Origin of the sequence: Dyadobacter sp. CY323 (assembly GCF_021390245.1) — a bacterium.
GTDB lineage: Bacteria > Bacteroidota > Bacteroidia > Cytophagales > Spirosomataceae > Dyadobacter.
On sequence record NZ_JAJUXH010000001.1, the window covers coordinates 15,599 to 42,003 of the forward strand.

General features: G+C 48.5%; 25 protein-coding genes. 23 read left to right on the plus strand and 2 right to left on the minus strand.

What is annotated here, in order from left to right; translation table 11 throughout:
• Positions 1-51 precede the first annotated feature (51 nt).
• Positions 52-897 carry an HNH endonuclease gene (locus LZG72_RS00100; protein WP_233866039.1) on the plus strand — a complete coding sequence of 282 codons (846 nt, stop codon included), beginning with the start codon at positions 52-54 and terminating at the stop codon, positions 895-897.
• A 137-nt stretch (positions 898-1,034) separates the two neighbouring features.
• Here the strand turns inward: LZG72_RS00100 and LZG72_RS00105 are convergent, their stop codons facing one another.
• A complete protein-coding gene (locus LZG72_RS00105; RefSeq protein WP_233866041.1) occupies positions 1,035-1,598 on the minus strand; it encodes a hypothetical protein in 564 nt (187 codons plus the stop codon).
• A gap of 235 nt (positions 1,599-1,833) precedes the next feature.
• On the opposite strand from LZG72_RS00105, the gene LZG72_RS00110 reads away from it, so the two are divergent.
• The 9 genes from LZG72_RS00110 to LZG72_RS00150 all read left to right on the plus strand — a co-directional run bounded on the left by LZG72_RS00110 (position 1,834) and on the right by LZG72_RS00150 (position 10,604).
• Complete coding sequence (locus LZG72_RS00110) at positions 1,834-2,505, plus strand: hypothetical protein (protein WP_233866043.1); 672 nt, start codon at positions 1,834-1,836, stop codon at positions 2,503-2,505.
• On the plus strand, positions 2,441-3,982 hold the full coding sequence (locus tag LZG72_RS00115; protein WP_233866045.1) for a terminase large subunit domain-containing protein: 1,542 nt from the start codon (positions 2,441-2,443) through the stop codon (positions 3,980-3,982). Before LZG72_RS00110 ends, LZG72_RS00115 begins: the two co-directional genes overlap by 65 nt.
• Before the next feature lie 243 nt (positions 3,983-4,225).
• On the plus strand, positions 4,226-4,537 hold the full coding sequence (locus tag LZG72_RS00120) for a hypothetical protein (protein ID WP_233866047.1): 312 nt from the start codon (positions 4,226-4,228) through the stop codon (positions 4,535-4,537).
• Position 4,538: 1 nt separating this feature from the next.
• Positions 4,539-5,843: a hypothetical protein gene (locus tag LZG72_RS00125; RefSeq protein WP_233866049.1), complete on the plus strand. Its 1,305-nt coding sequence runs from the start codon at positions 4,539-4,541 to the stop codon at positions 5,841-5,843.
• Complete coding sequence (locus LZG72_RS00130) at positions 5,840-6,040, plus strand: hypothetical protein (RefSeq protein ID WP_233866051.1); 201 nt, start codon at positions 5,840-5,842, stop codon at positions 6,038-6,040. Before LZG72_RS00125 ends, LZG72_RS00130 begins: the two co-directional genes overlap by 4 nt.
• Positions 6,041-6,042: 2 nt before the next feature.
• Entirely contained in the window at positions 6,043-6,528 is a 486-nt protein-coding gene (locus LZG72_RS00135) for a hypothetical protein (RefSeq protein WP_233866053.1), read from the plus strand.
• Complete coding sequence (locus LZG72_RS00140) at positions 6,525-7,106, plus strand: hypothetical protein (RefSeq protein WP_233866055.1); 582 nt, start codon at positions 6,525-6,527, stop codon at positions 7,104-7,106. The genes LZG72_RS00135 and LZG72_RS00140 overlap by 4 nt, the downstream gene beginning before the upstream one ends.
• 61 nt (positions 7,107-7,167) lie before the next feature.
• The gene (locus tag LZG72_RS00145; RefSeq protein ID WP_233866057.1) at positions 7,168-9,177 is read left to right on the plus strand and encodes a DUF5977 domain-containing protein; all 2,010 of its coding nucleotides are present in this window, start codon (positions 7,168-7,170) and stop codon (positions 9,175-9,177) included.
• A gap of 2 nt (positions 9,178-9,179) precedes the next feature.
• Positions 9,180-10,604 (plus strand): hypothetical protein, encoded by a 1,425-nt coding sequence (locus LZG72_RS00150; RefSeq protein WP_233866059.1) that lies wholly within the window; start codon positions 9,180-9,182, stop codon positions 10,602-10,604.
• A gap of 26 nt (positions 10,605-10,630) precedes the next feature.
• Here LZG72_RS00150 and LZG72_RS00155 read toward each other — a convergent pair whose 3' ends face one another.
• Complete coding sequence (locus LZG72_RS00155) at positions 10,631-11,620, minus strand: hypothetical protein (protein ID WP_233866061.1); 990 nt, start codon at positions 11,618-11,620, stop codon at positions 10,631-10,633.
• 244 nt (positions 11,621-11,864) lie between these two features.
• Between LZG72_RS00155 and LZG72_RS00160 the strand changes: the two genes are divergently transcribed.
• From LZG72_RS00160 to LZG72_RS00220, 13 genes are all read left to right on the plus strand, one after another.
• Positions 11,865-15,752, plus strand: coding sequence for a hypothetical protein (locus tag LZG72_RS00160; RefSeq protein ID WP_233866063.1), 3,888 nt, complete (start codon positions 11,865-11,867; stop codon positions 15,750-15,752).
• A gap of 111 nt (positions 15,753-15,863) precedes the next feature.
• On the plus strand, positions 15,864-16,406 hold the full coding sequence (locus LZG72_RS00165) for a hypothetical protein (RefSeq protein WP_233866065.1): 543 nt from the start codon (positions 15,864-15,866) through the stop codon (positions 16,404-16,406).
• Positions 16,407-16,545: 139 nt separating this feature from the next.
• Positions 16,546-17,085: a hypothetical protein gene (locus LZG72_RS00170; RefSeq protein WP_233866068.1), complete on the plus strand. Its 540-nt coding sequence runs from the start codon at positions 16,546-16,548 to the stop codon at positions 17,083-17,085.
• 16 nt (positions 17,086-17,101) lie between these two features.
• Positions 17,102-20,152 (plus strand): hypothetical protein, encoded by a 3,051-nt coding sequence (locus tag LZG72_RS00175; RefSeq protein ID WP_233866071.1) that lies wholly within the window; start codon positions 17,102-17,104, stop codon positions 20,150-20,152.
• Between the two features lie 125 nt (positions 20,153-20,277).
• A complete protein-coding gene (locus LZG72_RS00180) occupies positions 20,278-21,120 on the plus strand; it encodes a S49 family peptidase (protein ID WP_233866074.1) in 843 nt (280 codons plus the stop codon).
• A 32-nt stretch (positions 21,121-21,152) separates the two neighbouring features.
• The gene (locus tag LZG72_RS00185; protein ID WP_233866076.1) at positions 21,153-21,644 is read left to right on the plus strand and encodes a hypothetical protein; all 492 of its coding nucleotides are present in this window, start codon (positions 21,153-21,155) and stop codon (positions 21,642-21,644) included.
• 106 nt (positions 21,645-21,750) lie between these two features.
• A complete protein-coding gene (locus LZG72_RS00190) occupies positions 21,751-22,752 on the plus strand; it encodes a hypothetical protein (RefSeq protein WP_233866079.1) in 1,002 nt (333 codons plus the stop codon).
• A 90-nt stretch (positions 22,753-22,842) separates the two neighbouring features.
• Positions 22,843-23,523, plus strand: coding sequence for a hypothetical protein (locus LZG72_RS00195; protein WP_233866082.1), 681 nt, complete (start codon positions 22,843-22,845; stop codon positions 23,521-23,523).
• Positions 23,520-23,735, plus strand: coding sequence for a hypothetical protein (locus LZG72_RS00200; RefSeq protein ID WP_233866084.1), 216 nt, complete (start codon positions 23,520-23,522; stop codon positions 23,733-23,735). The genes LZG72_RS00195 and LZG72_RS00200 overlap by 4 nt, the downstream gene beginning before the upstream one ends.
• A gap of 38 nt (positions 23,736-23,773) precedes the next feature.
• Positions 23,774-24,097, plus strand: a complete 324-nt coding sequence (locus tag LZG72_RS00205; RefSeq protein WP_233866086.1) for a hypothetical protein — start codon at positions 23,774-23,776, stop codon at positions 24,095-24,097.
• A gap of 152 nt (positions 24,098-24,249) precedes the next feature.
• Complete coding sequence (locus tag LZG72_RS00210) at positions 24,250-24,570, plus strand: hypothetical protein (RefSeq protein WP_233866088.1); 321 nt, start codon at positions 24,250-24,252, stop codon at positions 24,568-24,570.
• Complete coding sequence (locus LZG72_RS00215; RefSeq protein ID WP_233866090.1) at positions 24,554-25,540, plus strand: DUF6712 family protein; 987 nt, start codon at positions 24,554-24,556, stop codon at positions 25,538-25,540. Before LZG72_RS00210 ends, LZG72_RS00215 begins: the two co-directional genes overlap by 17 nt.
• The gene (locus LZG72_RS00220) at positions 25,537-26,370 is read left to right on the plus strand and encodes a hypothetical protein (RefSeq protein ID WP_233866093.1); all 834 of its coding nucleotides are present in this window, start codon (positions 25,537-25,539) and stop codon (positions 26,368-26,370) included. Before LZG72_RS00215 ends, LZG72_RS00220 begins: the two co-directional genes overlap by 4 nt.
• The last annotated feature ends 35 nt before the right edge of the window (positions 26,371-26,405 follow it).

The window sequence follows — 26,405 nt, forward strand, 5'->3', positions numbered from 1 at the left end:
TTTGGGTATATCGTTTCTGTAAATAGCTTTGTCTCAAAACCTTAATACAACGTGGCAAAGAGGAAACCGAGAAATAGATCTGCTAAAAAGAAAGCTGTGAAAGTTAAACCCAATAGGCCCCCCATCCCTACTGATGTCGCTAGGCAAGTTCGCCAAGAATGCTATTTTGGGTGTGTGCTTTGTGGCTCACCAGTGTTTCATTACGATCATATTGAAGAATATGCAGTGGTAAAAGAGCACAAAGTTGAAAATCTAGCTTTGCTATGCGCTTCTCATCACAATGATAAATCGACGAAAAAATTAAGTTCGGAGCGTGTGAAGGAGGCTAGAGAAAATCCATATAATAAGGATCGTTTAGCAACAGCTGGACATAAATTGGTTGATAATAGATCGATTGAAATTATTTTGGGCACAAACCACGCGATTAGCCCTTTGAGGGCTGATGGGGAGTTCTGCGCAGTTTATGTAAATGGCTATTCCTATTTAAAAATTGTTTCAGAAAATGGTTGGCTTTCTCTGTCAATGGCGATCACTGACATAAATGGCAATACGTTGCTTTCAGTCGAGAAAGGAGAGATCAAGGTTGCTACAAAGATTTTTGATTATACTTATATAGGAGACAATCTGGTTATAAAATCCAATGATTCTCAGGTCGTTACTGACCTGAATCTAAACAATCAAAGGTTAAAAGTAAATAAGGCGTTATTTATTGACCGACATAAGACCGGCTTTAAGGTTGAAGGAGATGCGCTATTTGCAGTTAGGAGAGGAAATGTCAGTGCTAGGTATGAAGACGGGAAAGTTTACGAATGTACCGGAGGGTGGGCGATTTGGGAGAGAACTGCATTTCCAGATGCACTTCCCCCAAATGGATTCGGATTCAGCATACAATTTTAACTCATTTAAATAAGGCATAAAAAAACCGGCCAGCCGCCGGTTTTTTTATGTTCTTCCCTGTTTTCGGATGTCGGTCGAAGCTACGGCAATGCTATTTATTGGACTAGAAATCAGGATTTCGGCGCGACTGTATACTCCTACTTAGAAAAGATACTAATAACCGCGGTTAATATTGCGATTATTAACGCCCAAATAGATATTTGGCGAGTCTCCCTGAATCTGTTCTCGTCCCTGGTCACGAAACTGGATGTGATGAAGTCTCTAAACTCCTGCGTTATAATTATCTGCTTTTGGAAGTTCTGTAAAATAAGCTTTTCAATAGTTGGATCGGGGAAAGCATATTTGAACTTTGGTTTTTCACTAACTTTTTGATAGAGTCTTGTGCAAATTTTCTTTGGGCTGAAATGTCCAAAGGAAAAGGTGATTATGTATCCCTCCTTTTCAAGAAGGCTTATTAAACTGATTACTGTTATGACTTTTCGGACATACATTGTTACCTGGTCATGCCCATACCCGAAATTCTCAAAGGATGTATTGTTGTTATCCAAATTAAACAACAATGCCGAATTCGTGTGGAAGTCACATTCCATTCCAAGTGGTATATCAGAGAAGTCAAGAAGTTCTCCCACTATCAGATTTTTATTATCAGATGTCAAAAGTTTGTTACAAATTGTTCTTTCAAAAAGTCCCAGTGATCTCATACTTTACTATCCGGTAGTTTTTAAGGTGTCTTTGAGGTCATCCCATGTCTCCAACTTCTGATGAATCTTAATTAAAAAGCTGTAAACCAGATTAATGCAATTAATCTTACAATAAGACTTGTTGCTCCAAGAAGGAGATTCACAATGGTTTATTGTTCCGCAAAGTTATTGATTTTTATGTCCTTCCCTGTTTCCAGATCCCGGCGCAGCTTGCAAGAAAATAAGCTGCAAACCAATGCAATTAATCGTAAAAGACGACAAGCTGCAAAAATACCGCGATCACATTCAAACCGGCGCTGAACTGACCGGCAAAGATAAAGAGCTGTTCGAACGGTACTTTTTTGCTTTTTCCCTACTACTGGACGGCCTATCTGAACGTAAGGTAGTCGAAACCCTGATGTTTTCGCCCGCGCCGATCGGCAATCTAAGCCAGTCGCATGCTTACAATATTGTGAACGGCTGCCAGCAGATTTTTGGGGCGCTGGATTTCGGCAATGCCAAGAAAGTCGCCCAGCGGCATATCTACGCCGTCCGACTGGAAGAAATGGCCCACACAATGGAGACAATGGCCAATGATATCATTAAGCGCCACAAAGCGCCGGTTTTCTATGAAGACGGCGAACCCGCTGGCTATAATATCGATCCAGATATACAGGAACAAGTCGCGACAATGCTGGAAAAATCGGCAAACGTCCGAATGAAGGCTGCCAAGTTGCAGGGCCTGTTAGAAAAGGACAAGGTCGAAAACCCCAACAAATTCAAAGTGTCGCCAAATATCATTTTTACCGACGATATCGGGGCGCTGGAAATGTACAGAGAAATCGAAGATTCAAACTACGAAGATGTTACAGGAAACGAAACAGAGGCTGGACAAAGCCCGGATGCGGCAGCTGGCGCAGAAAGCTAATATAGTTTTCCTGGCTACAAAACAGCGCCTTTTCCTGCAAAGCACGGCAAAGCGCAAAACCATGTTAGCGGGTCGAGCCTTTGGGAAAACCTTCCTGATGCTGACCTGTATCGGCTACATTGCAAAGATGCTACCCAGGGCGAAATTTTACCTGGCGGGGCGTACTTTCAAACAGTTGCTGGACATTGTACTGACCGATTCGGCTGATACCTGGGCGTCGATGGGCTGGTATGAATACCATGAGAAAGTGAACCCGTTCGGGAATTACGTCCTATTTAAAGAGCCGCCAGCAGACTGGCCGAAAGCTTATAAATCCCCGAAATCCTGGGAGCGCTGTATCTGTTTTGATTCGGGATTTTGTTTGCAGCTACTCAGTTTTGAGAAGCCCGATTCTAATAGGGGGGGCAATTATGACGGGGGGTTCGTAGATGAATCGGCCCTGTTTAAATCGGAATGGGTTACCAAAATATTAATGGCGATGCTTTACCGGGCCAATACCTGGCGCTTTAAAGATTCGCACCTGCATAATTCCTTTTATGATTTCACATCAAACCCCTGGACGCAGGCGGGGCAGTGGGTATTCAATACCGAAGAATTAATGCGGCAGGATCCTGCAAAGTATCTGTTCATGGAAGGCACGGCGCACGATAACCCGACGTTACACCCGGACTTTATTAAGAACATGGAGGACACGACAGAGCCGCTGGTTTTCCAGATTGAGGTTCTGAACAAACGCCTTGCCAAACTTCCAAATAGTTACTACCCATCATTTGAGGCGGAGAAACATTGTACCAGCAATACGTTCACCTATGACCAAAACGCCGACGGCATTTGGTTGCCCATCTTTGTGGACTATGACCCGAACCGGCCGCTGGAAGTTAGCATGGACTTTAATAATTATATATGCAGCTCTATCGTGTGTCAGGAAGTGCCCGGCAAATTGAAGGTGATCAACACGGTTTATGTGAAGCAGTCCCGCGAAAAGAAAACCCTAGCCGAGTCGCTGGCCATTGCCCTGGATGAAGCCTATTCAGAGCAGATTAAAAAGGATATGATCGTATATGGTGACGCGTCAGCGAGTAGTAAAAGCGCGGGATCTAAGACCACATTCTTTTCGCAGGTAGTGGCAGAGCTGCGGACGCGGGGGTGGAAAGTTACACTGCGTGTATTGAAGACCAACCCGGAACACCGCGACCGCTTCGCCCTGATCGATAGGATACTGGCCGAAGGTAGCACGCAGCTGCCGCGCGTAAGGATCAATCAGAACACCTGCAAAGCGTTGATGATATCGATCCAGAATTCTCCAGTAACGTCTGACATGAAGAAAGACAAGTCAAGTGAAGGAACATCGATACAGCAAGAGTATGCAACTCACCTCAGTGATTGCTTCGACTACATTTTGTATTACAAGTATTCGAGTTCGACCTCGAAAGGCAAGTCAACAGGAACCAAGATGCGATTTCTGGGAAGCCGATAGGCCGGAAGCCGTCGGAGTCCGGCCGACCATGCCGCGACCTTTCAGATATCCCATTTTTTTGGTAGCGGTAATTACCGCAAATGGAAAGGGTGGCGCCTACCCTGGGAGAGAAGTGGAAAAAATAAGCCTTAATCAGGCTGATTTTTGGATTATGTGCCTGACGTTCAGATTAAAGCGATTTTGGAAAATTGGAAGCGTTTTTCTGTCTTTTTGCCCAGCATTTCAGCCCGATACTTTTGAACTATGGAACAGATCAGTATTGACACTTTTTGGAAGCTATTGCACGACCCATCGAACCGGGGCTTTGATATCAAATATCGCAAAGCTTCCGACGGCACATTCGGGATGAAACGAAACCTGGGCAAATCTGGGAAGCGCTTCGAGGGAAAGGGCACAAAAGGGAAGCTGCGCTATGATGTGATTGAAAAAGGAGTGGTGCTACTGGAAGATATCGACGGACTGGGCCGACCGTTTGCGCTAAGAAATCGCCTATTAATGGCCGTCAGGCTGCCACGGACTGAAACATGGTATAAAATCGTACACAAAAACTACTAAGATGATAAAGAAAATTGATAAGAATTTATATCACCTGGCAAGACACAACGCTGTCGCGACATTTACGCCAACAATCGACGTTGTGACAACCGGCGTTAATCAGTCCAACGAAGGCAGTACGGGCGGTGTAGAGTGGGTGAAATGGGGCAAGACAGACAATCAAGCGGTTGAAATGTTGCGCATGTGCTGGGAATCGCCATCTAAACCCAGACTGATGGACACGGCAAAGGAATTTATCCTGGGCGCCGGGGCGAAATTAATGTCGGTGGATATCGACCCGGAAGGGAAAGAAGTCCGAAAGCTGGTAAAGGATCCGGGCCTGCGCCAATGGTTTCGCCGGGAAGAAATATACTCCAGATATTTGGAGCTGGCAGCGCTCAGTCTAACATTCGCTGAAATCGCTTTTGTGCGTTTTTCTATCCAGGATAATGGCCTGGTTTCCCTGGAAACGATCCAGCCCAATAAGGTCAGGTTTGCAAAATCCACTAACGGGAAAAACGAACGCGTGGTAATAAACCCATATTTTGGAACTGGTAAGCCGATCCGAAAAGAAGACACCGTGTCTGTTCCCATTTTCGACAAAAAGAACCCGGAGCGCTGGCCGGAATCCGTGGTGGTGCTCAGAAAAGCCCAGATCGGCGCAGATTTCTACACGCAGGGCCTTTGGTGGGGGACTAAAACCTGGACAATGGTCGATAATATGACCCCAGAATATCACCTTTCAGGGCTTACAAACGGCTATAATGTTAAGCTCTTGATTGAGATCGACGAAAGCTATTTTGTCCAGGAAGGAGAAGATACCAACGACGAACCAACGATGGAGAAGATCGAGGCCAGGAAAGAAGAATTTATGGGCCGAATGGACGATTATTTGTCTGGCGTCAAAAATACGGATAAGGCTTTGGTTTTGATTGGTGATATCATGGGCGATGCTGGAAAAGGAGACAAAAAGCTGATCCGAATTACGCCGATCGAAAATAAAATGACTGACGACGCCTATATGGCCCTGATTGAGCAGGCAGGCGTCAAACAAGCCCAGGGACATGGCATTTTGCCCAGCCTGGCCGGAATATCGGAAGGTAACAAGCTGGGCGGTTCTGGGTCTGAATTAATGCATTCGGTCATGTACCACGTGCGGTTTTTAACGCCATCGTATCGCAGGCTTTTAAAAGGAGTGCTGGACGATGCCCTGGAAGTTATGGGCTACGACCTAGACGAAATGGAGTACCATTTCACCGATATAGAAATGACTACACTTGACCAAAATCCCACTGGCCAGCAGGCCGCAACCTCAAACATCCAATGAAAAAACAACTTTTCAGGATCCTTATCAGCTTTATCGATTTTGCGATCCTCTATTTTATGACCCTGGTAAAACTGCTAGTATTTCTGATTTTAAGCCCGTATTGCCTCATTATGTCCGTCAGGCGGGCCATTTTAACCAGATCCCTGGCGGGCGGCTGGCAGCTTTTAAGATGGTATTTTAACGATTACTGGAACTGATCATGGCAATTATCTTATTAAGTTCTGACATAATGAGCCTTGAAAGCTACTTCGCCGACCTGGTCGCGCAGGATCCTGAAATTAATTCGATCGTTTTGGAGACTTCAAACAATCCATTTGAAATGGAGCGGTTCGACTCTGAAAGTAAAGCCGACGGATTCAGTTATCCGGCTATGGCAATGCTGATGCCGATTATCACCGGCGACGATAATGGTATGCACGATTTCGAAGCAAAGCAGGAAGTCGCTTTTTCGATTTTGTACCCGACAGATAACAGCCACGCCGACAAGCTTCCGAAATACAAGCTGGCCCAGCTGGCCGCCTGGCGTTTTATCCGGTACCTGCGCCGGGATGCAAAAGCTGGCCGCTTTCGCTTCGATAAAATGTCTTACAAAATGGCCCCGTTTGAATACGGTTCAGATAATTCGGTGGGCGTTTACGTGGTGCTGACCCTGATCACCAATACAAACGCGCTGATAGGAGTATGAGCGAGGTAGTAACCTGGTCGCCCGATATTGATTATGACACGATTTGGTTTGTGGTTCAACAGATCACAAACCAAATTTCGGGCCGTGGCATTCAGCAGCTGGAAGATAAGCTGGAAGAAGAAGGGCTGGTAATGACGGGCGCCCTAAAAAGTTCGCTTTTCCGGGAAGTTCGCCAAAATAATCAATCCTGGATGACTGAACTGGCTATGCAATTTGAAGCGTATGGCCGATTCAAGGACATTAAGGAAATGACTTATTCCCAGCAAATGCCAGTCCGGGAAGGCTTGCTGCAATGGGTGGAAGACGTCATGGAAGGTAAAAGGGGGAAAACGCCTTTTAATTTTATTTCTGGCCGCAAAAACGGCAGCTTTCCCGTCGATAAAGAGCAGGCAACCCGCCAGCTTGCCTGGGCCATTGCCAGATCCAGGTTATACCAGCCGATCGTCACGCGTAAGGGCCGGGGCTGGTATATTAAAAACTACATGCGCGAGATCTACGGCGAAATCGAAGTGAATATCCAGGCGGCCGCAGCACAAGCGGTAATGAATACGGTCACAAAAGCGCTAAAAAATCGCTAACAAATAATATTCGGTTTTCGAGCCCGGCAGCAGCTGTTAAATCAAAATTATATTTCAAATTATGGACATTGACTTAATTAAAGAGGGGCTAGCCTGGTCAGACGTGGATCTGGTTAGGAACGAATTGCAGCACATTGTCCCGGCCCTGGATCCTGAACTTTATCCTGATCGGGCTGGCATGCGCTATTACCTGGATCTGAGCCTGCCAGAATTCCCACTTTCTGCGGTTTTTGAAACAATGATCACCCTGGAAGGAAGGGAAAAGCCGCCATTGATCAGCGCCGGAACCCAGGTATACGAAGGCTGTGCTTTCCGCCTGGAAGAAATCCTGGCTGGCCAGCTTAGTATCACACTACCAGCGAAGGATCTGGACAAAATGACCGCCGTCGCCAGCCTAACCACGCCGTATGTGATCCGGGAAAAAATAGAACCTGGTTTGTGGGATAAGTCCCAGCCGATCCGGTACGCAATGCGGGCGGGAATCGCTTTTCGTGATTTTGCGGGCTATCAACATGCTTTCTTTTCCAGGTACCAGGCTGAGAAAAAACAATTCTTAACCTGGCAGCCAAATAATAAGCAGGTTAGCACGGCACAGAAAGAATTCCTTTACTTTTTGCTGAATATGTCACCATTCCCCGACCGGATCCGGTTAAGGATGCGCGTAACGAAATATGACGGCAGTCAGCAGGTTTTGACAATCTCAGAAACAGAAGGCTTTCGCCCGTTTCAGGTAATATGTTGCCCGGTGGGCGTATCTGCATTGGATTTGGGCGCATACGTTAGCCGGTACGAAATATGGCTTTCAGATGGTGCAAATGAACGCTTTTCGGAGGTCAGGACATTTGTAATTGACCGCCAGGCGCGTGTTTTTGAACGCTTTTTGGTTTTTTCCAATTCGCTGGGCGGCTTCGACACGTTGCGTTTGCTGGGGCAGGCGTCCCACGAAACGGACGTTGTGAAAACAATTTCCAGGAAAGAGCGCCCGGCAGGTAAAGGTCTGGACTTTTCAGAACTGGAAGTGATAGGAGTATCAGAAAATTCGGGGATACAAGTTTCGACGGGATTTTTCGAGCGGGACGCGGTCACTTACAGCGATTATTTGCGTGAATTAATGCTGGCGGAAGTGATCCTGATGGACACAGAACACGGCTTCGAGTCGCTCAATTTGGTGACTACAAACCTTGAATACGCAAAAGATCGCCCTGGTTTAATTGAACGCACTTTTGAGCTGGAAAGAACATATTCTGATAAAAATTACAGTCGTATGGATGCAGCCGATCCGATCCCGGCGCGTCCGGTGAAATGGGTAGGCGTTTCTGCAAAAGCGGTGCTGAATGCATTCGGAAAAAGGACTGGAAAGCTTGCCTGGGAACGGCTTCAAAAAGTTTACCAGGATGATGATAGTAAAGTAATCCCTTATGCTGTTAAACCCAATATTCCGGGCGACCCTGACTACATTCCGGCAATGAACGAAGCTTCGATCGTGCCAGGCAGTACCCCTTACCCAAGCGTTTTAATATCCCGCCCGATCGATTATAAGAAAAACAATTGCGGGGCAAATCTTTTAGGAACAGCGCCGACGGTTGTAATAGCAGCCGGAACGTACGGCGGTGAGCTTCCGGGGGACGGCGATAGTTTGGCGGAAAGTAAATTCGAGACATTCAATAATCAGGCTTACGCGAACGAAAACGGGGCCTGCGAGGTGAACAATGTCCCGGTGCATTTCGCCTTGTTCCATAAAATCCCGATGGATGGCGGAACCCTGAAAGTAGTCGGGTCAACCAAATACGGCCCAGTCGTTGATTTGCGGGTAAACGGGTCAATATTGATATCTAACACGATCGGGCAGCCTATCCCAGCTATTCGAACGTCGGATGCGACCACAGCCACGGGGATAAAAAACTTGCTTTTCCAGGTTTCTTTTGTCCAGAACCCGTTCAGTCCCTGCAAGCTTAAAATAGTTGGCAAAAATCGGGAAATTACCGTGACGGGGCCGGGTTTTTACGTTGCCGAAAACATCCAGGTAAATAGCAGCGATGAGCCGCTGACCATCGAAATCAATCCGCTTTAATTATGTATACTGATATTAGAATAGATGGTGAAAGCCTGGATCTGGGGCCGGTTTTGAAAGTGCCGCTGGATCTTATAAACCCTCATTTGAGCTACGAAACGATTCCTAATTCAGTGGCGAATGTTCCCAGTATCCCATTTTCTGCAAAAAATCAGCGGATCTTTGAATATTGCGAGATGCCGCAGGCGGGAAACGATTTGTATAGCTACGACTGCGAAATGTTTTACAATGGCGCCCTAATTTATCGGGGTAAAGCCTACGTGAAAGTTTCAAATCCGATATCTGGCTATCAGCTTTCAGCCGGTGACGATCTGGGCCGGTTTTTCGGGCTTTACGGCGGAATTCCTTTAACAGAACTAAACCTGGGCACGGTTGAAATCCCGGAAGTGCTCACCCCAACCATTGAGGTAGGGGAAGCATTGGCAGTTTGTTTTCCTACGATTGTAAACCCTGATTATTACGGGACCAATGGCGCACTGATCAGCTACACGGGTTTTGTGAACGAATGCGACGAAGAAGTTTACACGACGACCGGCCCGAAGGTCCCGCAGTTGTTTGTCGGGTTTCTTTTAGGTCGCATAGCCGAGCTTACCGGCGTCACGGTTTCGGGCGATTTTCTGACGCATCCAACATGGAGCAAATTAGTTATTACCAACTGGCGGTCGCTGGATCTGGATCCGGTTATCACTGTAAACCGGCATGTTCCGGCCTGGACTATTGCCACACTATTGATTGAGCTGCGCAAGATCCCGAACTTACGGCTGCGGTTTGACACGATCAATAAATCGCTTACGATCGATTTCTGGGAACCCCTGATCGACCAGGTGCCGCGCAAGGATTGGACACTAAGAGCCACGCCAGGGCACGAGAAAATCCCAGAATTTAATCGGCGGTTGCAGCTTGCTTTTGATCTGGACGGCGGGGATAGCCTAGTGAAGGACAAACCGGAAGATCTGGCCGACTATTTTACGCCAGTAACCGGCAGCCTGGGCGGCGATGCGGTCGGGCTGGTTAAAGTGCCCATGAAACTTTCCACGTTCCTGATCGACGACGAAACCGGGCTGCCGATCGCCAGGCAAACTGGCGTTACCATGGAATTTAATCAGTTGAATGTCAATACAATGCCCCGCCTGCTTTTTTGGCATGGCCTTATTGATGGGGTACCGGCTGCCTTTCCGAACTTAGACGGGATAAGCTTATACATGAATGGCCCGCATGGTATAGCGGCGACCAGTTGGGCCAGAACTGAGCAGATGCGGCGTGAAATGTTCTATTTGAAAAAGAAATTTTCGCTCAACGAACTGGATTTGGCCCAGCTGGATTTTAGCGAACCGATCCATTACAACGGGCTAAATTATTTAGTCGCCCATATAGCTGGCGAACTTCCTATAACTGCGCCATTTGTTTGTCTTTTAGTAAAAATTTAGCGCGAAAATTAAACTATAAGTATTAATTAAATCACTTTGTAAGTTCCTGATAGTAAATCTAATGCTGGTACGGTTATTAGTTTGTAGTGCCCGGTTTCGTCATTCACTTCTTCTCTCATACCTAAAATATCTGAAAATTCTTCTTTTGGTAAGATGGAGTTTCGAGAAATCAGCATAAAGAAAAATTGTCTAACGAGGTCAATAGAGCGTTGTGTAAGTCGCAATTGATTTCTGACACTATGACGGGAAAGTATAGGTATAAGGCTAAAATGATCATACTTGGAATAGTATAAATACAATTCGTCAAATTCCTTTTTTAACTGGGGTGCAAGAGCTGCCAGCATCTTTTTTACTTCCTTTGGCTCAAATCGGACTTTTTCAGGATTGTAAAAGTTGTGGAGCCGTTCAAACCCATTTAAATCTTTCTGGTTAATATGTCCTGGCAAATTTCGAGGAAGAAGTGATTCGGAAGCCATGTGATAAAGAAATTCTGGTTTGTTATTCCAGCAAGCAATTAGAGAAACGTCGAGTAGACAGGATCGTAGAAGAATGCCGATTGACAGTTCAAAAGCTTCGAACTTTGCCAAACCTTCGTTCATTAACTCTTTTACCGCAAGACAATTGAATCCGAATCTGGTAATAAAAAGTTGAACGCATTGCCTTTCCAAATCATAATCGTCACATTTTTTCGAGAGATCGGGAGGGGCAAAGTTTATATAGTACTTTTCTCTATACAACTTGCTTGCTTTTAGGATCATTATTAGCTCAATCCTTATTAATTTGTAGGTTAGTTCGCAAACTTTGTCTTCAAAGTTTTTCGCGACTGTTGCCCACATATTCGAATCGGAAATTAATCGTTCAAAACCGTCGAATGAATAAGGAATGGTAGTGCTCAGTTCCGTCTCATATGAGTTAACCAGAATCTTAATTGCTGATTTTTCGTCATTGAACACAGCTTCATATAGTAAATCTGATTGGGATTTTAACTTCCTTACGACCTCCTTTAAATGATCCATTGATAACAATTTTGGATAAATATTACTACCAAATGTACAAATCATATCGCATGATTAAGTTGGGTGCATGGTCTTTATAACGTCCCTTTTTAGGTTTGAAAATTTTCAGAACCGGCAATAACTTTTGTTGAGAGAAGCGCCCTAGCGGCGCTTTTTTTGTGTCCTTTTGGCCTGTATTGAGGCTTTTTTTATTGCGATTGGATTGGATCCGGGCCGGATCCTACAAATCGTAATAAGTCAAAAAATGTCTTTCCAGCCTAATGAAACGGTAAGTATTACCCTGAAAATCGAAGGGGACGAAGCGCGTAACAAATTGGCCCTGCTAGAAAAGGAATCCCGCAGCCTTGAAAAGGCGCTTAAAGAGGTGCCCGAAGGTTCGGCAGAATGGCAAACCCTGAACAAGGAACTGAATGCTAACCTGGTTCAGCAGCAAAAGTTACGTGCGGAAGTCGGGGTCAGCGCAATGACCTACAAGCAGCTACAAACGGAGGTCAGGAACCTGACCGGTGAGCTAAAAAAAATGACGCCTGGCACGGCTGATTTTATCGCAAAATCAAAGCAGCTGAAAGAAGTCGAAGACCGGTTTAAACAGGTCGGTAAAGAAATGCGCGGACTCAGCGATGGGCTGGATCAACCTAACAAACAGGGCCTTTGGGGCAAAATGGTTTCAGGGGTTAACACTGTAAAAGGTGCTTTTAATGCGTTCCTGGCCCTGGCCGTCGTGCAGTACATTTTCGAGCTGGGAAAAAAGATTTTCGATACTACGGCGCAGTTCGAGAAGTACGATAAAGTCCTGACCACTGCGTTGGGGAGCCAGAAAGAAGCCCGCCAGTCGCTGGAAGCGATCAAAGTCATGGCCGCCAATACTTCTTATAGCGTCGCCGAACTCACGGAAGGGTACGTAAAAATGGTCAATCGCGGGCTGCGACCATCCCAAAAGGAAATGATCGCAATGGCCGACCTGGCAGCGTCCCAGGGCAAAACGTTCGATCAGCTGGTAGAAGCCGCCCTGGATGCGGCAACCGGCGAAAACGAACGTTTGAAGGAATTCGGGATCAGTGCCAAGAAATCGGGCGACCAGGTCACATTCTCATTTAAGGGAATGCAGCAGACCGTCGCCAATACGCCGGAAGCTATCAACGCGGCGATTATCGCGTTTGGCGATATGGAAGGCGTGGCCGGATCCAATGCCAAAATGATGGAAACCCTGGGCGGAAAGGCGTCCAACCTGGGCGATAGTTTCGACGAGCTAACCAACGAGGTCGGAACGGGCTTAAAGCCTGTTTTTATCGCGATCATGGATCTGATCCTGGCCTGCATCCCGGCATTAAGCCTTTTTGGAAAAGCGTTCGCGTCTGCCGCCCTGGTCGTTAAAGCGGTCGTAGTCGGCATTGTGGATACGGTCAATAACGCCGGTATGGTCATTTTTAAACTGGGAGAAGCGGCGCTGGAAGCTGCAAAGGGTAATTTGTCCGGCGCAAAAACGGCGATTAATGAAGCCAGCGACTACGGGAAAAAAGCCCTGTTTTCCCTGGGAGAATCTGGGAAGAAAACCAGCAAGGAAATTGTGGGGATCTGGAAAAACCCAGAAGGGGAAGTGGAAGCCAAACTGGCCGGAAAAAAACAAGGCGAAGCCCATCAAAAGGAGCTGACCGCCGCCCAGGTAAAGGAGGCTGAAAAACGAGCCAAAGAGAAGGAAAAGGAAATGAAAGCTTTTGCCGACGCAGAAGCTAAATACGATGAAAAGGTAAAGAACGACCGCGCGAAAGCTTTGGAGCTGATCGCGCAGCTGGAATCTGAGCACGACGCGACTGTGGCGAAAAACTCGCTGGCTTCCGACACGGCTAAGATCGAGGAAAAGAGCCGGAAGCGGTTAAAGGAAATTAACGATTCGCTGGCCGACGAAGCCACAAAAGAAACCGCCAGGGCTTCCATTAACAGGAACGCCGAAGCTGAAATCGAGAAAACCGCCACGGAATACAGGAAAAAAGCCCTGGAAGTCGAAAAAGAACATGCCGTAAAACGGGCTGAAAATGCGCTATTCATCACGGCCCAGCAAAAAGAGGCGGAACAGTCCCTGTTAGATTTTAAAGTTACCCAGGCCAAAGGCAATGCTACCCAGCTGGCGGCGATCGCCAAAGAACGTGCCGACCTGGAACTGCGGTATTTGAAAGAGCAGCTGGCGCAAGAAGAAGCCGCAGAAAAGGCGCGGATTGCCGCCGACATTGCTGACACTGACCAGGCGGAAGCGGCGATCCTGGCCGTGGAAAAGCGCTACCACCAGGAAGCGATCACGGCCGAAGCGCAGACAGCGGCCGCGAAAAAAGCCATTGACGATGATCTGAGGGATAAAAAACAGGCGAATCTGAAAAATTATTCAGATATGTTTTCGGCCTTATTGCGCGGCGACATTTCAACTTTCGCGGCCGGAATGTCGCAGATGGTCAATACCCATAAGGCGGCGTGGCAGGAACGTATTTCTGCGGATATGTCAAATTATGAGTCAGGCGCCCAGGCGGCCCAGGCTGCCGTCAGTTTCCTGAATGATTTGGCCCAGCGTAAGGCTGAAAAGGCGATCGCCGAAGCCAACCGGGAGCGCGACGCTAAAATCGGGATCCTGACCGCCGAATTACAAGTGACCGAATCAATGATCACGGCCAGTTCCAATTTCATCACAGCGCTTAAATCTGCGGAAACCCAGCGGCTGGCAGAACTCGAACGTATACTGACCAGCGAAACTACTAGCGAAGAAGACAAGCGGGCGGCGCTGAAAAAATACTACAGTGAGCAGTTGCAGCAAATGAAAGCTGCGGAAGAAGAAAAAATAAAGGAGTTGCAGCGCCTGGCGAACCTGGCCAAAACGGAAGATGAAAAGCGGGCGATCGAAGAGAAAATCCGCCTGGCTGAAAAGGAGAGTGAAGAAAAAATCCGCCTGGCCACAGAGGAAGCGGAAGCCAAAGCGGAAATGATCGACGCCTTGCAGGAATTCACGATCGAAAGCAGCGAAACACTGCTAACTGATGCGGCAACTTCCAGCGAAAAACAGATCCAGTTAGCCAGCGACGAAGCCGAACAGAAAGCGGATTTTAAAGCAGATCTGGAAGAAACGATCGCGGCCGAAAACCGTAAAGCCCGCGCCACTGAAATGGCCGAAAAGCAAAAGGCATTCCGCGCCCAGAAAAAGGCCGATATCGCTACGGCCCTTATCACCGGCGCCCTGGCAGTGCTCAAAGCCCTGGCGAACTTTTTCCCGCTGAATATTATCCTGGCGGCGACTGCGGCCGTAGTGACTGGCGTCCAGATCGCAAAGATCAAAAACCAGCCAGAACCCACATTTGCGCACGGCGGCTTTGTGGCCCAGGGCGGCAAGCATGGCAATAGCTACGGCACCGGTGGGATTGCTTTAATCGATCGCGGATCTGGCCGGGAAGTGGGCGAAATGGAAGGGGATGAAGCCATTATCAGCGCGGATCAGACGGCTGCGAATATGCCGCTGATTACCGAAATGTTCAAAAACGCCCGTACGCCAGGCATGCGCAACAAAGCCGTTTCCAGCGAACGGGGCCTGCAAAGCAGCTTCCGCGATGGCGGGACGCTGTTTGAATCGCCGTACTGGAAAAAGGAAATGTATTTGTTTGGGTCTAAAAAGCGCAAAGCGAAAGAGGCAGCGACCGCCGCGGAGATCGAGGCGGCCAATGCTCAAAAAGAGGCCGACGCTTACACGTCAGAAATGCCTTCCGCCGACACCGGCGCCTTTGACGGCATCGACGGGACAGAGCCAAACCCATCGACGGCCGAAAGCCAGGCTGCATTTGAGGCCAGCCAAAAACAAGGGGAAACGCAGCTGAAATTATTACAGGAAATAATTGATACCCTGGAAGCCACGGCGGAAGGAACGGCGGACGCCCTGGCGGGGGTAGAAAAGGCGATCGGGGCCAGCGCTGACAGTACGGCAGGGGCACTGAAAGAAATGGGTAATGAGGTGAACGCTTTGGGTAGCCGGATCGACAGCGTTAAAAATGCAGTGAACGAAAATGTAGGAGCTACCAGGGGCGTAGAAAGCGCAGTAAATAACGCCAATGCAAACGGGGTGCTTTATGGTATTTTAGATAGAATTAGTAATTTGAAGTAGTAGTAAAATATTGCGTTTTTAGTATATTTGTTATAGAAAATAGCAAAATAACACTACAAGCGTAATTATAATATTTCTACTTCGTAACCCATCTAAAACAGTTGTCAAAAAATGGATAAAGAAATCACTTTGTGCGTGCCTAAGTATGTTAAAAAGTTTCTTTTATCAGAGCCGGACTATGAATTATTGACCCGTGACACAATTAAAGTCCCCAGGATTTCAGAGCTGGGGCACCTGATTTTTGTGGTGTCGCGCCATATCCCGCACACCCAGATTTATCAGCCTGTGGTAGCAGGGAAAAACACCGAGATCCTGACGATTCAATACAAGTGCAAAAAGAAAGCTTTTGACGTGCCCGTGGAGCGTTATGGCGATCTGGTCACACTGCTTACTGAACAGTTCAGGGCGGCTTTTATTCGTGAGATTGCGGCCATACATTCCGTGCATCCTGAACCGGAATACGGATGGATGGTCAAATCTTTTTTAGACAGGCGGGGGATCGTAACCAGTGACGCCCTGGATAAGGATATCGACATTGAAACAGCCCGCAAGATTTACCGGGATCATTTGGAGCGTATCGGGAAAAAAAATTCAAGAAATCGCAAACTTTCGAAGCCACTTTTGTCGGTGTCTGAACTAGTTTGTAGGGTTTAGGTTGTTATTGTCGGGCTTTAAACCTTTTTGTAGGAGCCAAAAACGCCATTTCTGATACAGAAGTGGCGTTTTTGCGTTATAAATCGCCGTGTTTTTTCGTCCTTTTCGAAGGGTTACAGCTGCAATAATTTTGGCGAATATGGCAGCTATAACATCTTTCCTTCCCTGGGAGCCCATTCCCTTAAATCAGTCCGGAATCCGTCGGCTGAAAATCGTCAATTCGGATCGTGTTTCAATCCTGCGCCCGGATATCGAGCTGATCCCAGTGGCCGATCTGGTATTTTATGAATTTATTTTCCCAAATGACCTGGCTTGCATTGCTAGTTTCCAGCGGCGATTTAGCGGATCCGGGGCGGCCTACTGGGTTGCGTCGGTTTCATTTACACTTCCTCATATCAATAACCAGATCATTAGCTGGGTTGCCAACAATCCGACTACGGAATGGCTACTGATTGCCGAAGATTATAACGGTCACGTCCGGGTCATTGGCGGAGATCCGACCGGATTAATAATGGAGTTCCAAAGCACGACAGGGGCGGGGCCAGGCGCCCAAAACCCGATGGTATTTTCATTTTCGGCCGAACAAATCTTCCCATTCGTAACCCTGCCGGAGTATGAGAACGAAGCGCTGTTCCCCGACTCAGAATTTGATTTCAGTTTCGATTTCTCTTTTACATAACCAAACCAGTAGTAGCATGTTACTCAAATCACGGCTAAAAGTCGCCCTGTTTTCCTTCCTCATTGCACTTGCAGGGATTCAGCCCGCGATCGGACAAACTTCCCCTACCAGGGATTTGCGCAATCAAATCATTAATGATCTGGCCACAAACAACGCCAGGCAAATAAGCGCTGAAAAGCTGCGGGCCGTTTTTCTTTCGTCAGCGAAAGCGATCGATTCCGTATCAAGTACTGTATCAGCCATTTTTAACACCTTTTCCCTGGGGTCAGGCATTGGCGAATATGACGCGAGTACCGGAATAGCCACAGTTAAGGCAACTGGCAGCACGAGTACGCCCGACACGATCCCGGTATTTGCTGACGGGAAATACTTCGATGTTGTAAAGGGGGGCACCAGGTCGATCACGGGAACGGCGATCAATATGGTGCCAGGCGCCAAAATTATTGTCCGTGGTACGGTTTGGTCATATATACCGCCGTCAGACGCCGCTTTTCAAAGAACTATTGCGCTTGACGCAAACATTGACGACCTGTATAAAAGCACCACTGGGCGATTAGTCAGGAACCTACCGGTTCCGCTAACATTCACAAGGAGCCTTTTAACTGGCGTTGCCACTACCCCCGGAAACATGGGCCAGGTTGAAAACTTGGATCGTAGCGTGGCTGTGACTGGGTTTAGCGATGTCGTTAACACGTCGATGATTACAGATATGCAAACGGGCGTCCCTTCCGCTGGTTTGACAAAAATTTCACTCGACTATACGCCTACTTCTTTTGTAACTGCGGATCCGAGTTTCGGGGTGGGTTTTGTGTCCGGCGCGGACAGGGTTATTTTCGTTTGGAGGAATACAGGGCAGCTTTCATTTGTAAAAGCCGGAACCAGCACCATTACTACCATTATGGCGGCGGACTTGTCGCGCGACTATACAACTGGCCAGCATGTGCGCATAGACCTGATTCCGGGCGTGTCGGCAACGACTATTAATCTGATTATTGAAGGAAGCCAGGTTGCTACTATAAATTCATCGTCGCTACCAACTGGCGATATAATTATCGGAGCGCGCGGCAGTATGAGCCTGGTTTATTCGCTCAGTACAGACCAGAATTCAGGAATCCCGGCGGCGCTTTCTACTGCTAAATCCTATACTGACACACAACTTACTAGCGTCAATGATCATTTAACCAGCCTTGATTCAAAAGTAATTATTTCGGCTACGGCAATGATGGGCAAGGTTACGCCAGTTGATGGGGTAGCCAGCGGCACGACAAGGACGCGGTTTAGTTTGCAGGCTATCCCGGTTTTAAGTGGTACAATCAAAATCAGTGAACTAAAAGTCAGGGTAGCCGTTGCGGGCGTTGGGAAAGTGAAGATACTTTCACCCAATGGCTCATTTTATGCTGAACAATATTCATTGTCGCATACGTTTGTAGTCGGAGAAAACACCCTGCCAGGGACTTTATTCGCTTCCTGGAACTTATCGTCAGGCTGGTTTATTGCCTTCGAAGGAACTGGCACCATGCAGTTTTCCGACGTGGTGGGGTCTACTAGCCTAAGCCGCAGTATAATCGGGGATGTGACCTCTGTGGCGTCAACTACCTCGCTTTACGATCTTCAATATCGCGCCGATCTGGCCACGACCAGTTCAGTAAAAGATCTAGTCGTTCAGAACGCCACGGACATTTCCACCATAAAGCAGGCGACCTTCTATGTCTCTGATGCATTAGGTTCAGACCTAAACAATGGGCTATCAGACGCTGCCGCATTCAAGACAATCAATAAAGCGATCCTTTCCTGTGCAGGTAGGACAGGGGCCACTATAATCATTTCAGGCGGGGATTATTACGAAGCCCTGGATATGACCATGATCCTATCAGAAAGTATTCGGCTTACGAGTAAAAATAATGCCGTCGTTCGCGTACTAGGCAGCCAAAAACTGACTGGCTGGATTAAGACCACGGGAAGGACAAACATTTACGAAGCGGACTTCGCCGGGACGATACCAGCCTGGGCGCACACTACCGACGGGTTGCCGCGCATTTTTGAAGATAAAAACCCTTCTAAATTAATTACTGACGCGGAAGTGCATCCATTACAGCGCGGATTAGTATATCGGTTGCCTTACACGGAAATAGCCCAAATTGCGGCTGGCGCTGACCTGGCAGCCACGCTGACTTCTTTGGATGCGTCGCCTGGCAAATATTACCTATCAGCCGGGAAACTTTATTTAAATGCCTCTGGAAGCACAAATCCAACCTCGAACGGATTTGATTACCATATTCCAGTCCGGGTAACTAATACTGTGCCGTCGTTTTCGAACACGGCAGCATTGGGGCGGGTCGCTTACGAAAACCTGCGGTTCATGTTCTCAACTTCCGGGCTGATTTCGTCGGGTTTCGCTACCGTTACGCGGATCAATTGCGTGGCCCTGGGCGTTGTTTCTACAAACGGCGGCTTTCGCGACGATGGGGCGCATGTGATCAGTTACCGGGATGAAGCGGGGGGATGCTCGAACGATGGGTTTAACCAGCATTACGATCTGTACAACGGGAGCCAGCCAGGAAACGACCTGCGTAGAAGTGTCGGCATTTCCATTTATTACAACCCCTGGGCGCATGACAATGGAGACGATGGAATGTCAGGTCACATTCGCAGTGAGGTGACGGTATATGGCGGGCTTGCTGAATACAATCCTGGCGGGGGCGGCTTTACGCCAGCCAATGGCGGATCCTATACGGTCTATGATGCATTAGCCCGCAACAACTCAATCGGGTTTAGTATGGCGAACAGTTCAGCCGGAACCGGCCGGAACCATACAACCCTTTTAGCGGTGAACTGTACCGCTGTAAACAATGTGGCAGGCTTTCAGAATAATTCTGAATCGGGGGCTATCATGGAATTGCGGAATTGTGTAGCCAGGCAATCTACGGTCATGAACTTCCGGGCGACGGCGGCGGGGGCCGTGATTAACGCATACAACTGCTTATCAAGTCATACCGATTCGTTGAAACACAAAACGACCAGTCCAGGGACTATAAATATTATTAACGACCCAGTCCTGGCCCCGTAGTCACTACACACAAAAAAGGCGTCCGCGATCCAGGTCTCGGACGCCTTTTTTGTGTCCTTTCCCTTCGCATTAAAGGGCAATAACCTTGTAACGACAAAATAATCGAACGATTAGAAACTGGTTGCATGGATTCACGACTGACAAATTTTATCTGGCACATTGACGGGTCGTATGTTCCCCAGATCCAGGCCAGGCTAAAAGACAAAAGCCTGGCGCCTTTTCAGGCAAAGCTACCGGCCGCTTACGAGGCCAAAATCCAAGCCAATGGCGTGGCTAAATCCTGGAATATGTGGTTAACAGATCGCTTTTCCACAGACCGTTCGGTTTTGGTTCTTCCTTTATCTGGCGAAATGAGCCGTTACAGTTGGGATAATTTCGGAAACGACTTTTATATCCGGGCGCTCAAATCCGCAGCCAGCGACGCCGATTTCAAAGGCGCCGTACTTCAAATGAATACGCCAGGCGGCACCGCTGACAGTACGCCAGCATTCGCCCAGGCTGTCGCAGACTTCCGCAAGTCAAAACCCATTATCGTGCAGACGGCCTACTGCGCCAGCGCCGGGATTTACGTCGCTTCCCAGGCGAATGAAATCCACATCGAAAACCAGGCCGCCAGCTCTGTCGGTTCGATCGGTACCCTGTTGATCCGCGAAAACTACGCGGAATACCTCAAAATGGCCGGGATTGAAATCGAGATCATGCGGGCTACCAAAAGCAAGGATAAAGCCCTGGTAAACTGGATCGAGCCAACGCCGGAAGAAGCCCTGGCGCTACTTCAAACCATGCTAGACGAATGCCAGCGGGAATTCGAAGGCGCTGTGAAGCGTGGCCGGGCTGGGAAGATCACGTCGGAAGAAGTTTTCACCGGCAAAATGTACGGGGCTGACCTGGCGATAAAACTAGGATTGGCTGACCGAAAAGGCGACCTGCCGCAGGCTGTGAAACGAGTCCTGGAACTGGCTGCATAACCAAGTACTAACAACTATTTTTCTATACGACAATGAGCAAAAAAACGAAATCGGTCACTGCCTGGCTAAGTGAAAAGTTTGGCATAAGTCACAAGGCGATCAGCGAAAGCCTATCAGCCGAACAGTATTCCCAGTTTGTCGGTGAAGCCGAAAAGGTAGCCGCTGACGATCTGACCGGCGAAGGGGCCGAAGATTCGGAAGCCGAAAAGCAGCTGGAAAATAAGGACGCCGACGCTACGGCAATTAAAGCACTGGAAGGCAAAGTGACCAATCTGGAAGCGCAGCTGACTGCGGCAAACACAGCCCTGGAAGGCGAAAAAAAAGCCCACGAATCCACGTCTGCCAAGCTTGTCGAAACCGAGGGAAAACTAACTGCGTCCGAGGCGCAAAAAGAGAAGCTGCGCCAGGCTGTGAACCCGCTATCTGACGAAGATCTGGTAAACAAAGGTTCGGAAAACAACGGCTTAACACAGGCTGATATCCAGGCCCGCGAGGCATACAAGAAAAACAATCCCAAGGCGTAGGCCACTAAAAAACGGGATGTATGCAGCCTGAAAGCGATCGGCCGCGAAGTAGGGCTGCATTTAAAAAGCTGACACAAAATTTTTTCTAACTCTAATTTTATTTCAAATGGCAAGTGTTGATTTAAGCGCATTGGACGCATCCCTGAAAACCCGCAAAGAAAAGGGCGAAGGGCTGATGGTCAAAAAAATGACAGACGGCTGGGGCAAGGTCGAAGGCTTTAAAAAGCTTCGCGTAATTGATTCGATCGTACTGGGCAGCATGACGTTTGCGAGCCTGGCCCAGCCTGGCGCAAAGGGTGCATTCAACCCAAAGGCGAACGCTTTGAAAGTGGCCGCAAGGATCGGTAAAGTTCGGCCGGCAAAGATTGATCTTTTAATCACCGAAGTTGAGCGCCTGCAATTGGAAGCTACTTATTTCGCGGAAGTGGAAGGAACGAACGGCCGGGATCCTGAAAACTTCATGTTTGCCGATCACATTTACGAGCATGTCGTTGAACAGGCTGGCGTAGACACTTTGAAGGCGGTATGGCGCGGAGATTTGAACCCAGCGGGAACAAATGCGGTCGATATCTGCGACGGTATTGTGACGCTGATCGATGCTGATATCGCTAGCGACGATATCCCGGAAACTGCTATTTTGGCGCATGCGGATCCCGATTTTTTCATCGAGGAAGATAATATCATTGCTGAAATAAAGGCACTGGTGAAACTTTTCCGTTCGCAGCTGCCTGCATATGCTTACGGCCCTGCGACGCTATTCATGGCGCCAGAACGCGCGTCCGAATACGAATTCGCCCTGGAAGCGCTGAACGGCCAGGTTAATACGTATAACTCTTTCAGTCAGATGATTTTGTATTTCGCAAAAAACATCAAGATCGAAGCGGTTATCGACCTGGCTGGAACTGACTTCATGGCCATTACGCCGGACGGGAATTTGTTGTACCTGACTGACCGCGACGCGAAGAAAGTATCGCTGGACAGCGATTATAACAAGCGTGACCGCTCTGTGGCAATGATGGCCGACTGGCATTTTGCCCCGAACTACTTCCGTGCGGATCTGATCGTGACCAACGATTTGCGCGTGCGTCCTGTGGAAGCTGGCGTATAATCCCGCCCAGGTTAAATTTTTCTTTCAACCGTAATTAAACTTTCAGCAGTGCCGTCCCTACCTGGCGGCACTGCCACAAACCAACCAAGTATGAAAAAGCTTTTGAATTTTGCTTTTGTAGGTTTATTGGCCATTGTGGCCGCTCACATAGTCCCCGATATCCTGGCACTATCCGGGCTTGCAGATCCTGAATTTATCGGGGCCGTAATTCTTTCGTTTGCCGGTCTGCGCAATATCGAAGAACAAATGGCTAACCCTGCCGGTATTCGCCGAATTGGTGTGATTGCCGTGGCTGATTTGGATCCGGCCGTGATCGACTGGCCCAAAGCGGTCGGCGTGGCGCCTGACGTTGACAAACTGACAATGTTAGTTACAACCGCGCTTCCTGTGTCTGTGGGTAAGACGGTTTCTGTAATCATACCAGCCGATAATTCGGCCGCTTACAGCTTCGAAAACCAGGGAGACCGCTACTATCAGAGCTATAAGCATGCACTTAGTTTCGACATTGCTGGCTTAACGAAAGCACAGTCAGTCGAGCTTCGCAAATTCCTTAATACCGGCGCCATTTTCTTTGTTGAATCAAACGACGGCGATATCCGTGTGATCGGGTCGAAGCTTTCGCCGATCGTTCTAAAATCAAAAGGCGATTCAGGCAAAAAAGGAGGCGACAAGCGTGGCTATGCACTTAGCGGCGACAATGACAATTTTGTGATTGAACCGCCTTTCTATCCTGATACCCTGGCGCTGCCTGGAATGCTGGAAGAAGAATGAAACGCGTAAAAGTTAGACTGGCTTATCAATCTGATAAGCCAGTCAATTTCCGATTCGGTGAAGTCAATATCACCATTGCCCCGTCCGGCCTTACAGCCATTGAGCAGCATTACGCTGAAAAAATTATCGCCCAGTTTCCGGGATGGATCGAGCAGGTTTACAACAAAAAACGCGCCGCCAAACCTAAAACAATCACCACAAAGGAGTCCTGAAACAGACTTCTTTTTTTGTACAGATCACTTTTTATCCAATGAATATCAAACAAAAAATTGCGCTTAAACAGCTGGCCCAGCGTGTTAGCCGTGGAATTATTTCGGAAGAAAAAGGCCGCGAAGAATTCAAAAAAATTACTGGCCGGGAGCCAGACGAACAGCCAGCAGACGACGATCAGGAGGGCCAGGAGCTGGGAAAGTTCCTAGACGCGCTGTCAGACCGATATCCGCCAGCGCCAAAGCCGGATCCCCAGCAAGCAACGCCGGAAGCCATAGCCGCACTAGTTCAAAACTTGGTAGAGACGGCCAGGGCGCAAACGCCAAAAAGGACGCGGGCGGAGAAGCCAAAAGCGGCCCAGTAGAACTAGGTCGGCCGCTATCCCCGACGGAATTCAAAGTCGAGTTTGCAAAATCCTGCCAGCTGTGCGATGAATACAACCGGAAGGCGGCCGACCTGGCCGACCAGCTTCAAGAGATCCCGGAAGAAATAGCATGTGCCAAAGAAGTCGCCGACGTGTTGCGCTGGGATGATCTTTACCGCAAGGAACTGGCCAGGCGAAAGTATATCCAGGAATTCAGAATGCTGCCGACAGACGAGCCGGTAAAAGAGTTTCGAAAGGATTACCACATCCCGACGGCTGGCGTAGAACTGGGCCTGGCCCTGCGGAACCTTTCCAAGAACGTATCAACCTGGAAGGCCCGCGTAGGGTCGGAGCGCTACCCGGAAGCCGAGCAAAAACACGCGATGTACGTGGCATTGTATCAAGAAGCAAAAACGAAGGCCGCCGCAGAGCGGGCCAATATCCAAAGTTTAGCAAATGACTCTAATCAGTAGTATCAATCAAGTCCGGGAAGTGATCGGGGCCGCCGTCCGAAAGGAAAACACGCTGGATATTTTAAGGCCGTACCTGGACAAAACCGAAGAAGGTTTGATCACTTCTTTGATCGGCGCCGACCAGCTGGCGGATCTGGTCGGCGAAAACCTGGAAGGCAAAAAGGCCAGATTAAAAAAGCTGGTTTGTTCGGCCATTGTCTGGAATGGCTATCAAGAAGCCTTTTCCCAGGCACTTTATGAATTCACGGGCAGCGGGGTAAAGAAGCAGGATTTAAAAGACACGGCGTCGCTTTTCCGCTATCAGGAAGAAGCCGTGCAAAAGGATATCGTCAAAAAGGCCGACGAATCGATCGAAGCCCTGATGATGTTCCTGGAAGCAAATCTGGCAGACTTCCCGATCTATAAAGGATCTGCCGCTTTTACCCAGAATTACGCGTACCTGATCAGCACCCCGACCGCTCTACAAAAGGCTTTGCCGGAGGTTTCCAAAAGCTACCGAATGTACTGGGCGCTACGGGCGTACATGGAGCGGGCAGAGCGGACAACCGTGAAAACCGTCACTGGCCCGGCCCTGTTTCAGGCGCTTAAAACGAAGGTTCGGGGCGGCCAGGCACTTGATGAAAATTACAGCACGCTTTTAGAGCTGGCCCAGGAATACGCGGCTGCCGAAACGTTGCTGGCTGCAATGCCCTGGATGCGTGTCCAATTTTCGCCGACCGGGATCCGCGTCGCGTCAGTCTTAAATAACCTGGCAGACGAAACGCCGGTAAATGACGACCAGACCGCCTGGCTGATGGGTATTATGGAAAAACGCCTGGATCAAACCAAAACAGCCCTGCGTATATTCTTGAACGGTAAGGCCAGCCCGACCGTGTTCCCAGAGTATTACGCTAGTGATTTGTACCGGACGCCCGATAGTAAAAAATGGACAATGCCAAACAATGAAGGACGTAAACACTTTCGGATGTGAAAAAGGTATTTATCCAGGAATTGAACGCGACCTGCCAGCTGGTAGACTCTTACCAGGATCTGCGCAAAAAAGATCTGATCAGCATTGTGCGCGGGGCATATATGAACCCGAACAGCTTTGAATCAAAGATCGAACTTTTGCAGAAACTGTTCATTTGCCCGCCAGACGTTTGGGCCGTTCTGATCCGGCCGGAAAACCGGGACGAATTTTGGAGGCTTATCCAGCAGCTGGACTGGATCCTGAAAGGCCCGGACTTTCGGCCGGTTGCCAGCATTCGGATCCGTGGCCAGGAAATGCATTTGCCTGATAATGATCTGGCCCAGGTGAAAACGGCGGAATTCGTGGTCGCAACTGCGCATTTGATCGGCTTCCATTCTGCTAAAAAGGACGCTATCGCAATCGAGAGCCTGGCCCGGTTCATGGCCACGATCGCCAGGCCGAAACCTGGGATTATGGAACGCATCAAACGGGCAGACGGTGATCAGGATCCCAGGGAGGAACTAAGCACCGCCAGGGCCGACAAACGGGCGGATCTGTTTAAAAAAGCCGACCTAGTTACGATGATCATAGCCGCGCAATGGTTTAACAACGCAGCAAATAAAATGCTGGCCGCTTATGGCATGAATGGCGGGGATCCCGAAGCTGCGCCGATCAGCCAGGGGATTTTTGTCCAGGACTGGGAACGACAGATCGTTCGCGTGGCTGAAAGCCAGGTTTATGGCGGTTACGACCAGGTTATGGCCAGGCCATTGGCGGACGTGCTGGCATTTATCGAATTGAAGAACGACGAATTACGACGCAAGGCGCAAGCGGGTAAGAATGGCCGCTGATCGTGCCAAAATAATTTTTTCAACCTCAAATTTTT

What these genes read in the sequence shown, in the direction of transcription:
- LZG72_RS00105 (WP_233866041.1), bottom strand. Translation starts at nt 1,598, where the DNA reads ATGAGATCACTGGGACTTTTTGAAAGAACAATTTGTAACAAACTTTTG.
- LZG72_RS00110 (WP_233866043.1), top strand. Translation starts at nt 1,834, where the DNA reads ATGCAATTAATCGTAAAAGACGACAAGCTGCAAAAATACCGCGATCAC.
- LZG72_RS00115 (WP_233866045.1), top strand. Translation starts at nt 2,441, where the DNA reads ATGTTACAGGAAACGAAACAGAGGCTGGACAAAGCCCGGATGCGGCAG.
- LZG72_RS00120 (WP_233866047.1), top strand. Translation starts at nt 4,226, where the DNA reads ATGGAACAGATCAGTATTGACACTTTTTGGAAGCTATTGCACGACCCA.
- LZG72_RS00125 (WP_233866049.1), top strand. Translation starts at nt 4,539, where the DNA reads ATGATAAAGAAAATTGATAAGAATTTATATCACCTGGCAAGACACAAC.
- LZG72_RS00130 (WP_233866051.1), top strand. Translation starts at nt 5,840, where the DNA reads ATGAAAAAACAACTTTTCAGGATCCTTATCAGCTTTATCGATTTTGCG.
- LZG72_RS00135 (WP_233866053.1), top strand. Translation starts at nt 6,043, where the DNA reads ATGGCAATTATCTTATTAAGTTCTGACATAATGAGCCTTGAAAGCTAC.
- LZG72_RS00140 (WP_233866055.1), top strand. Translation starts at nt 6,525, where the DNA reads ATGAGCGAGGTAGTAACCTGGTCGCCCGATATTGATTATGACACGATT.
- LZG72_RS00145 (WP_233866057.1), top strand. Translation starts at nt 7,168, where the DNA reads ATGGACATTGACTTAATTAAAGAGGGGCTAGCCTGGTCAGACGTGGAT.
- LZG72_RS00150 (WP_233866059.1), top strand. Translation starts at nt 9,180, where the DNA reads ATGTATACTGATATTAGAATAGATGGTGAAAGCCTGGATCTGGGGCCG.
- LZG72_RS00155 (WP_233866061.1), bottom strand. Translation starts at nt 11,620, where the DNA reads ATGGATCATTTAAAGGAGGTCGTAAGGAAGTTAAAATCCCAATCAGAT.
- LZG72_RS00160 (WP_233866063.1), top strand. Translation starts at nt 11,865, where the DNA reads ATGTCTTTCCAGCCTAATGAAACGGTAAGTATTACCCTGAAAATCGAA.
- LZG72_RS00165 (WP_233866065.1), top strand. Translation starts at nt 15,864, where the DNA reads ATGGATAAAGAAATCACTTTGTGCGTGCCTAAGTATGTTAAAAAGTTT.
- LZG72_RS00170 (WP_233866068.1), top strand. Translation starts at nt 16,546, where the DNA reads ATGGCAGCTATAACATCTTTCCTTCCCTGGGAGCCCATTCCCTTAAAT.
- LZG72_RS00175 (WP_233866071.1), top strand. Translation starts at nt 17,102, where the DNA reads ATGTTACTCAAATCACGGCTAAAAGTCGCCCTGTTTTCCTTCCTCATT.
- LZG72_RS00180 (WP_233866074.1), top strand. Translation starts at nt 20,278, where the DNA reads ATGGATTCACGACTGACAAATTTTATCTGGCACATTGACGGGTCGTAT.
- LZG72_RS00185 (WP_233866076.1), top strand. Translation starts at nt 21,153, where the DNA reads ATGAGCAAAAAAACGAAATCGGTCACTGCCTGGCTAAGTGAAAAGTTT.
- LZG72_RS00190 (WP_233866079.1), top strand. Translation starts at nt 21,751, where the DNA reads ATGGCAAGTGTTGATTTAAGCGCATTGGACGCATCCCTGAAAACCCGC.
- LZG72_RS00195 (WP_233866082.1), top strand. Translation starts at nt 22,843, where the DNA reads ATGAAAAAGCTTTTGAATTTTGCTTTTGTAGGTTTATTGGCCATTGTG.
- LZG72_RS00200 (WP_233866084.1), top strand. Translation starts at nt 23,520, where the DNA reads ATGAAACGCGTAAAAGTTAGACTGGCTTATCAATCTGATAAGCCAGTC.
- LZG72_RS00205 (WP_233866086.1), top strand. Translation starts at nt 23,774, where the DNA reads ATGAATATCAAACAAAAAATTGCGCTTAAACAGCTGGCCCAGCGTGTT.
- LZG72_RS00215 (WP_233866090.1), top strand. Translation starts at nt 24,554, where the DNA reads ATGACTCTAATCAGTAGTATCAATCAAGTCCGGGAAGTGATCGGGGCC.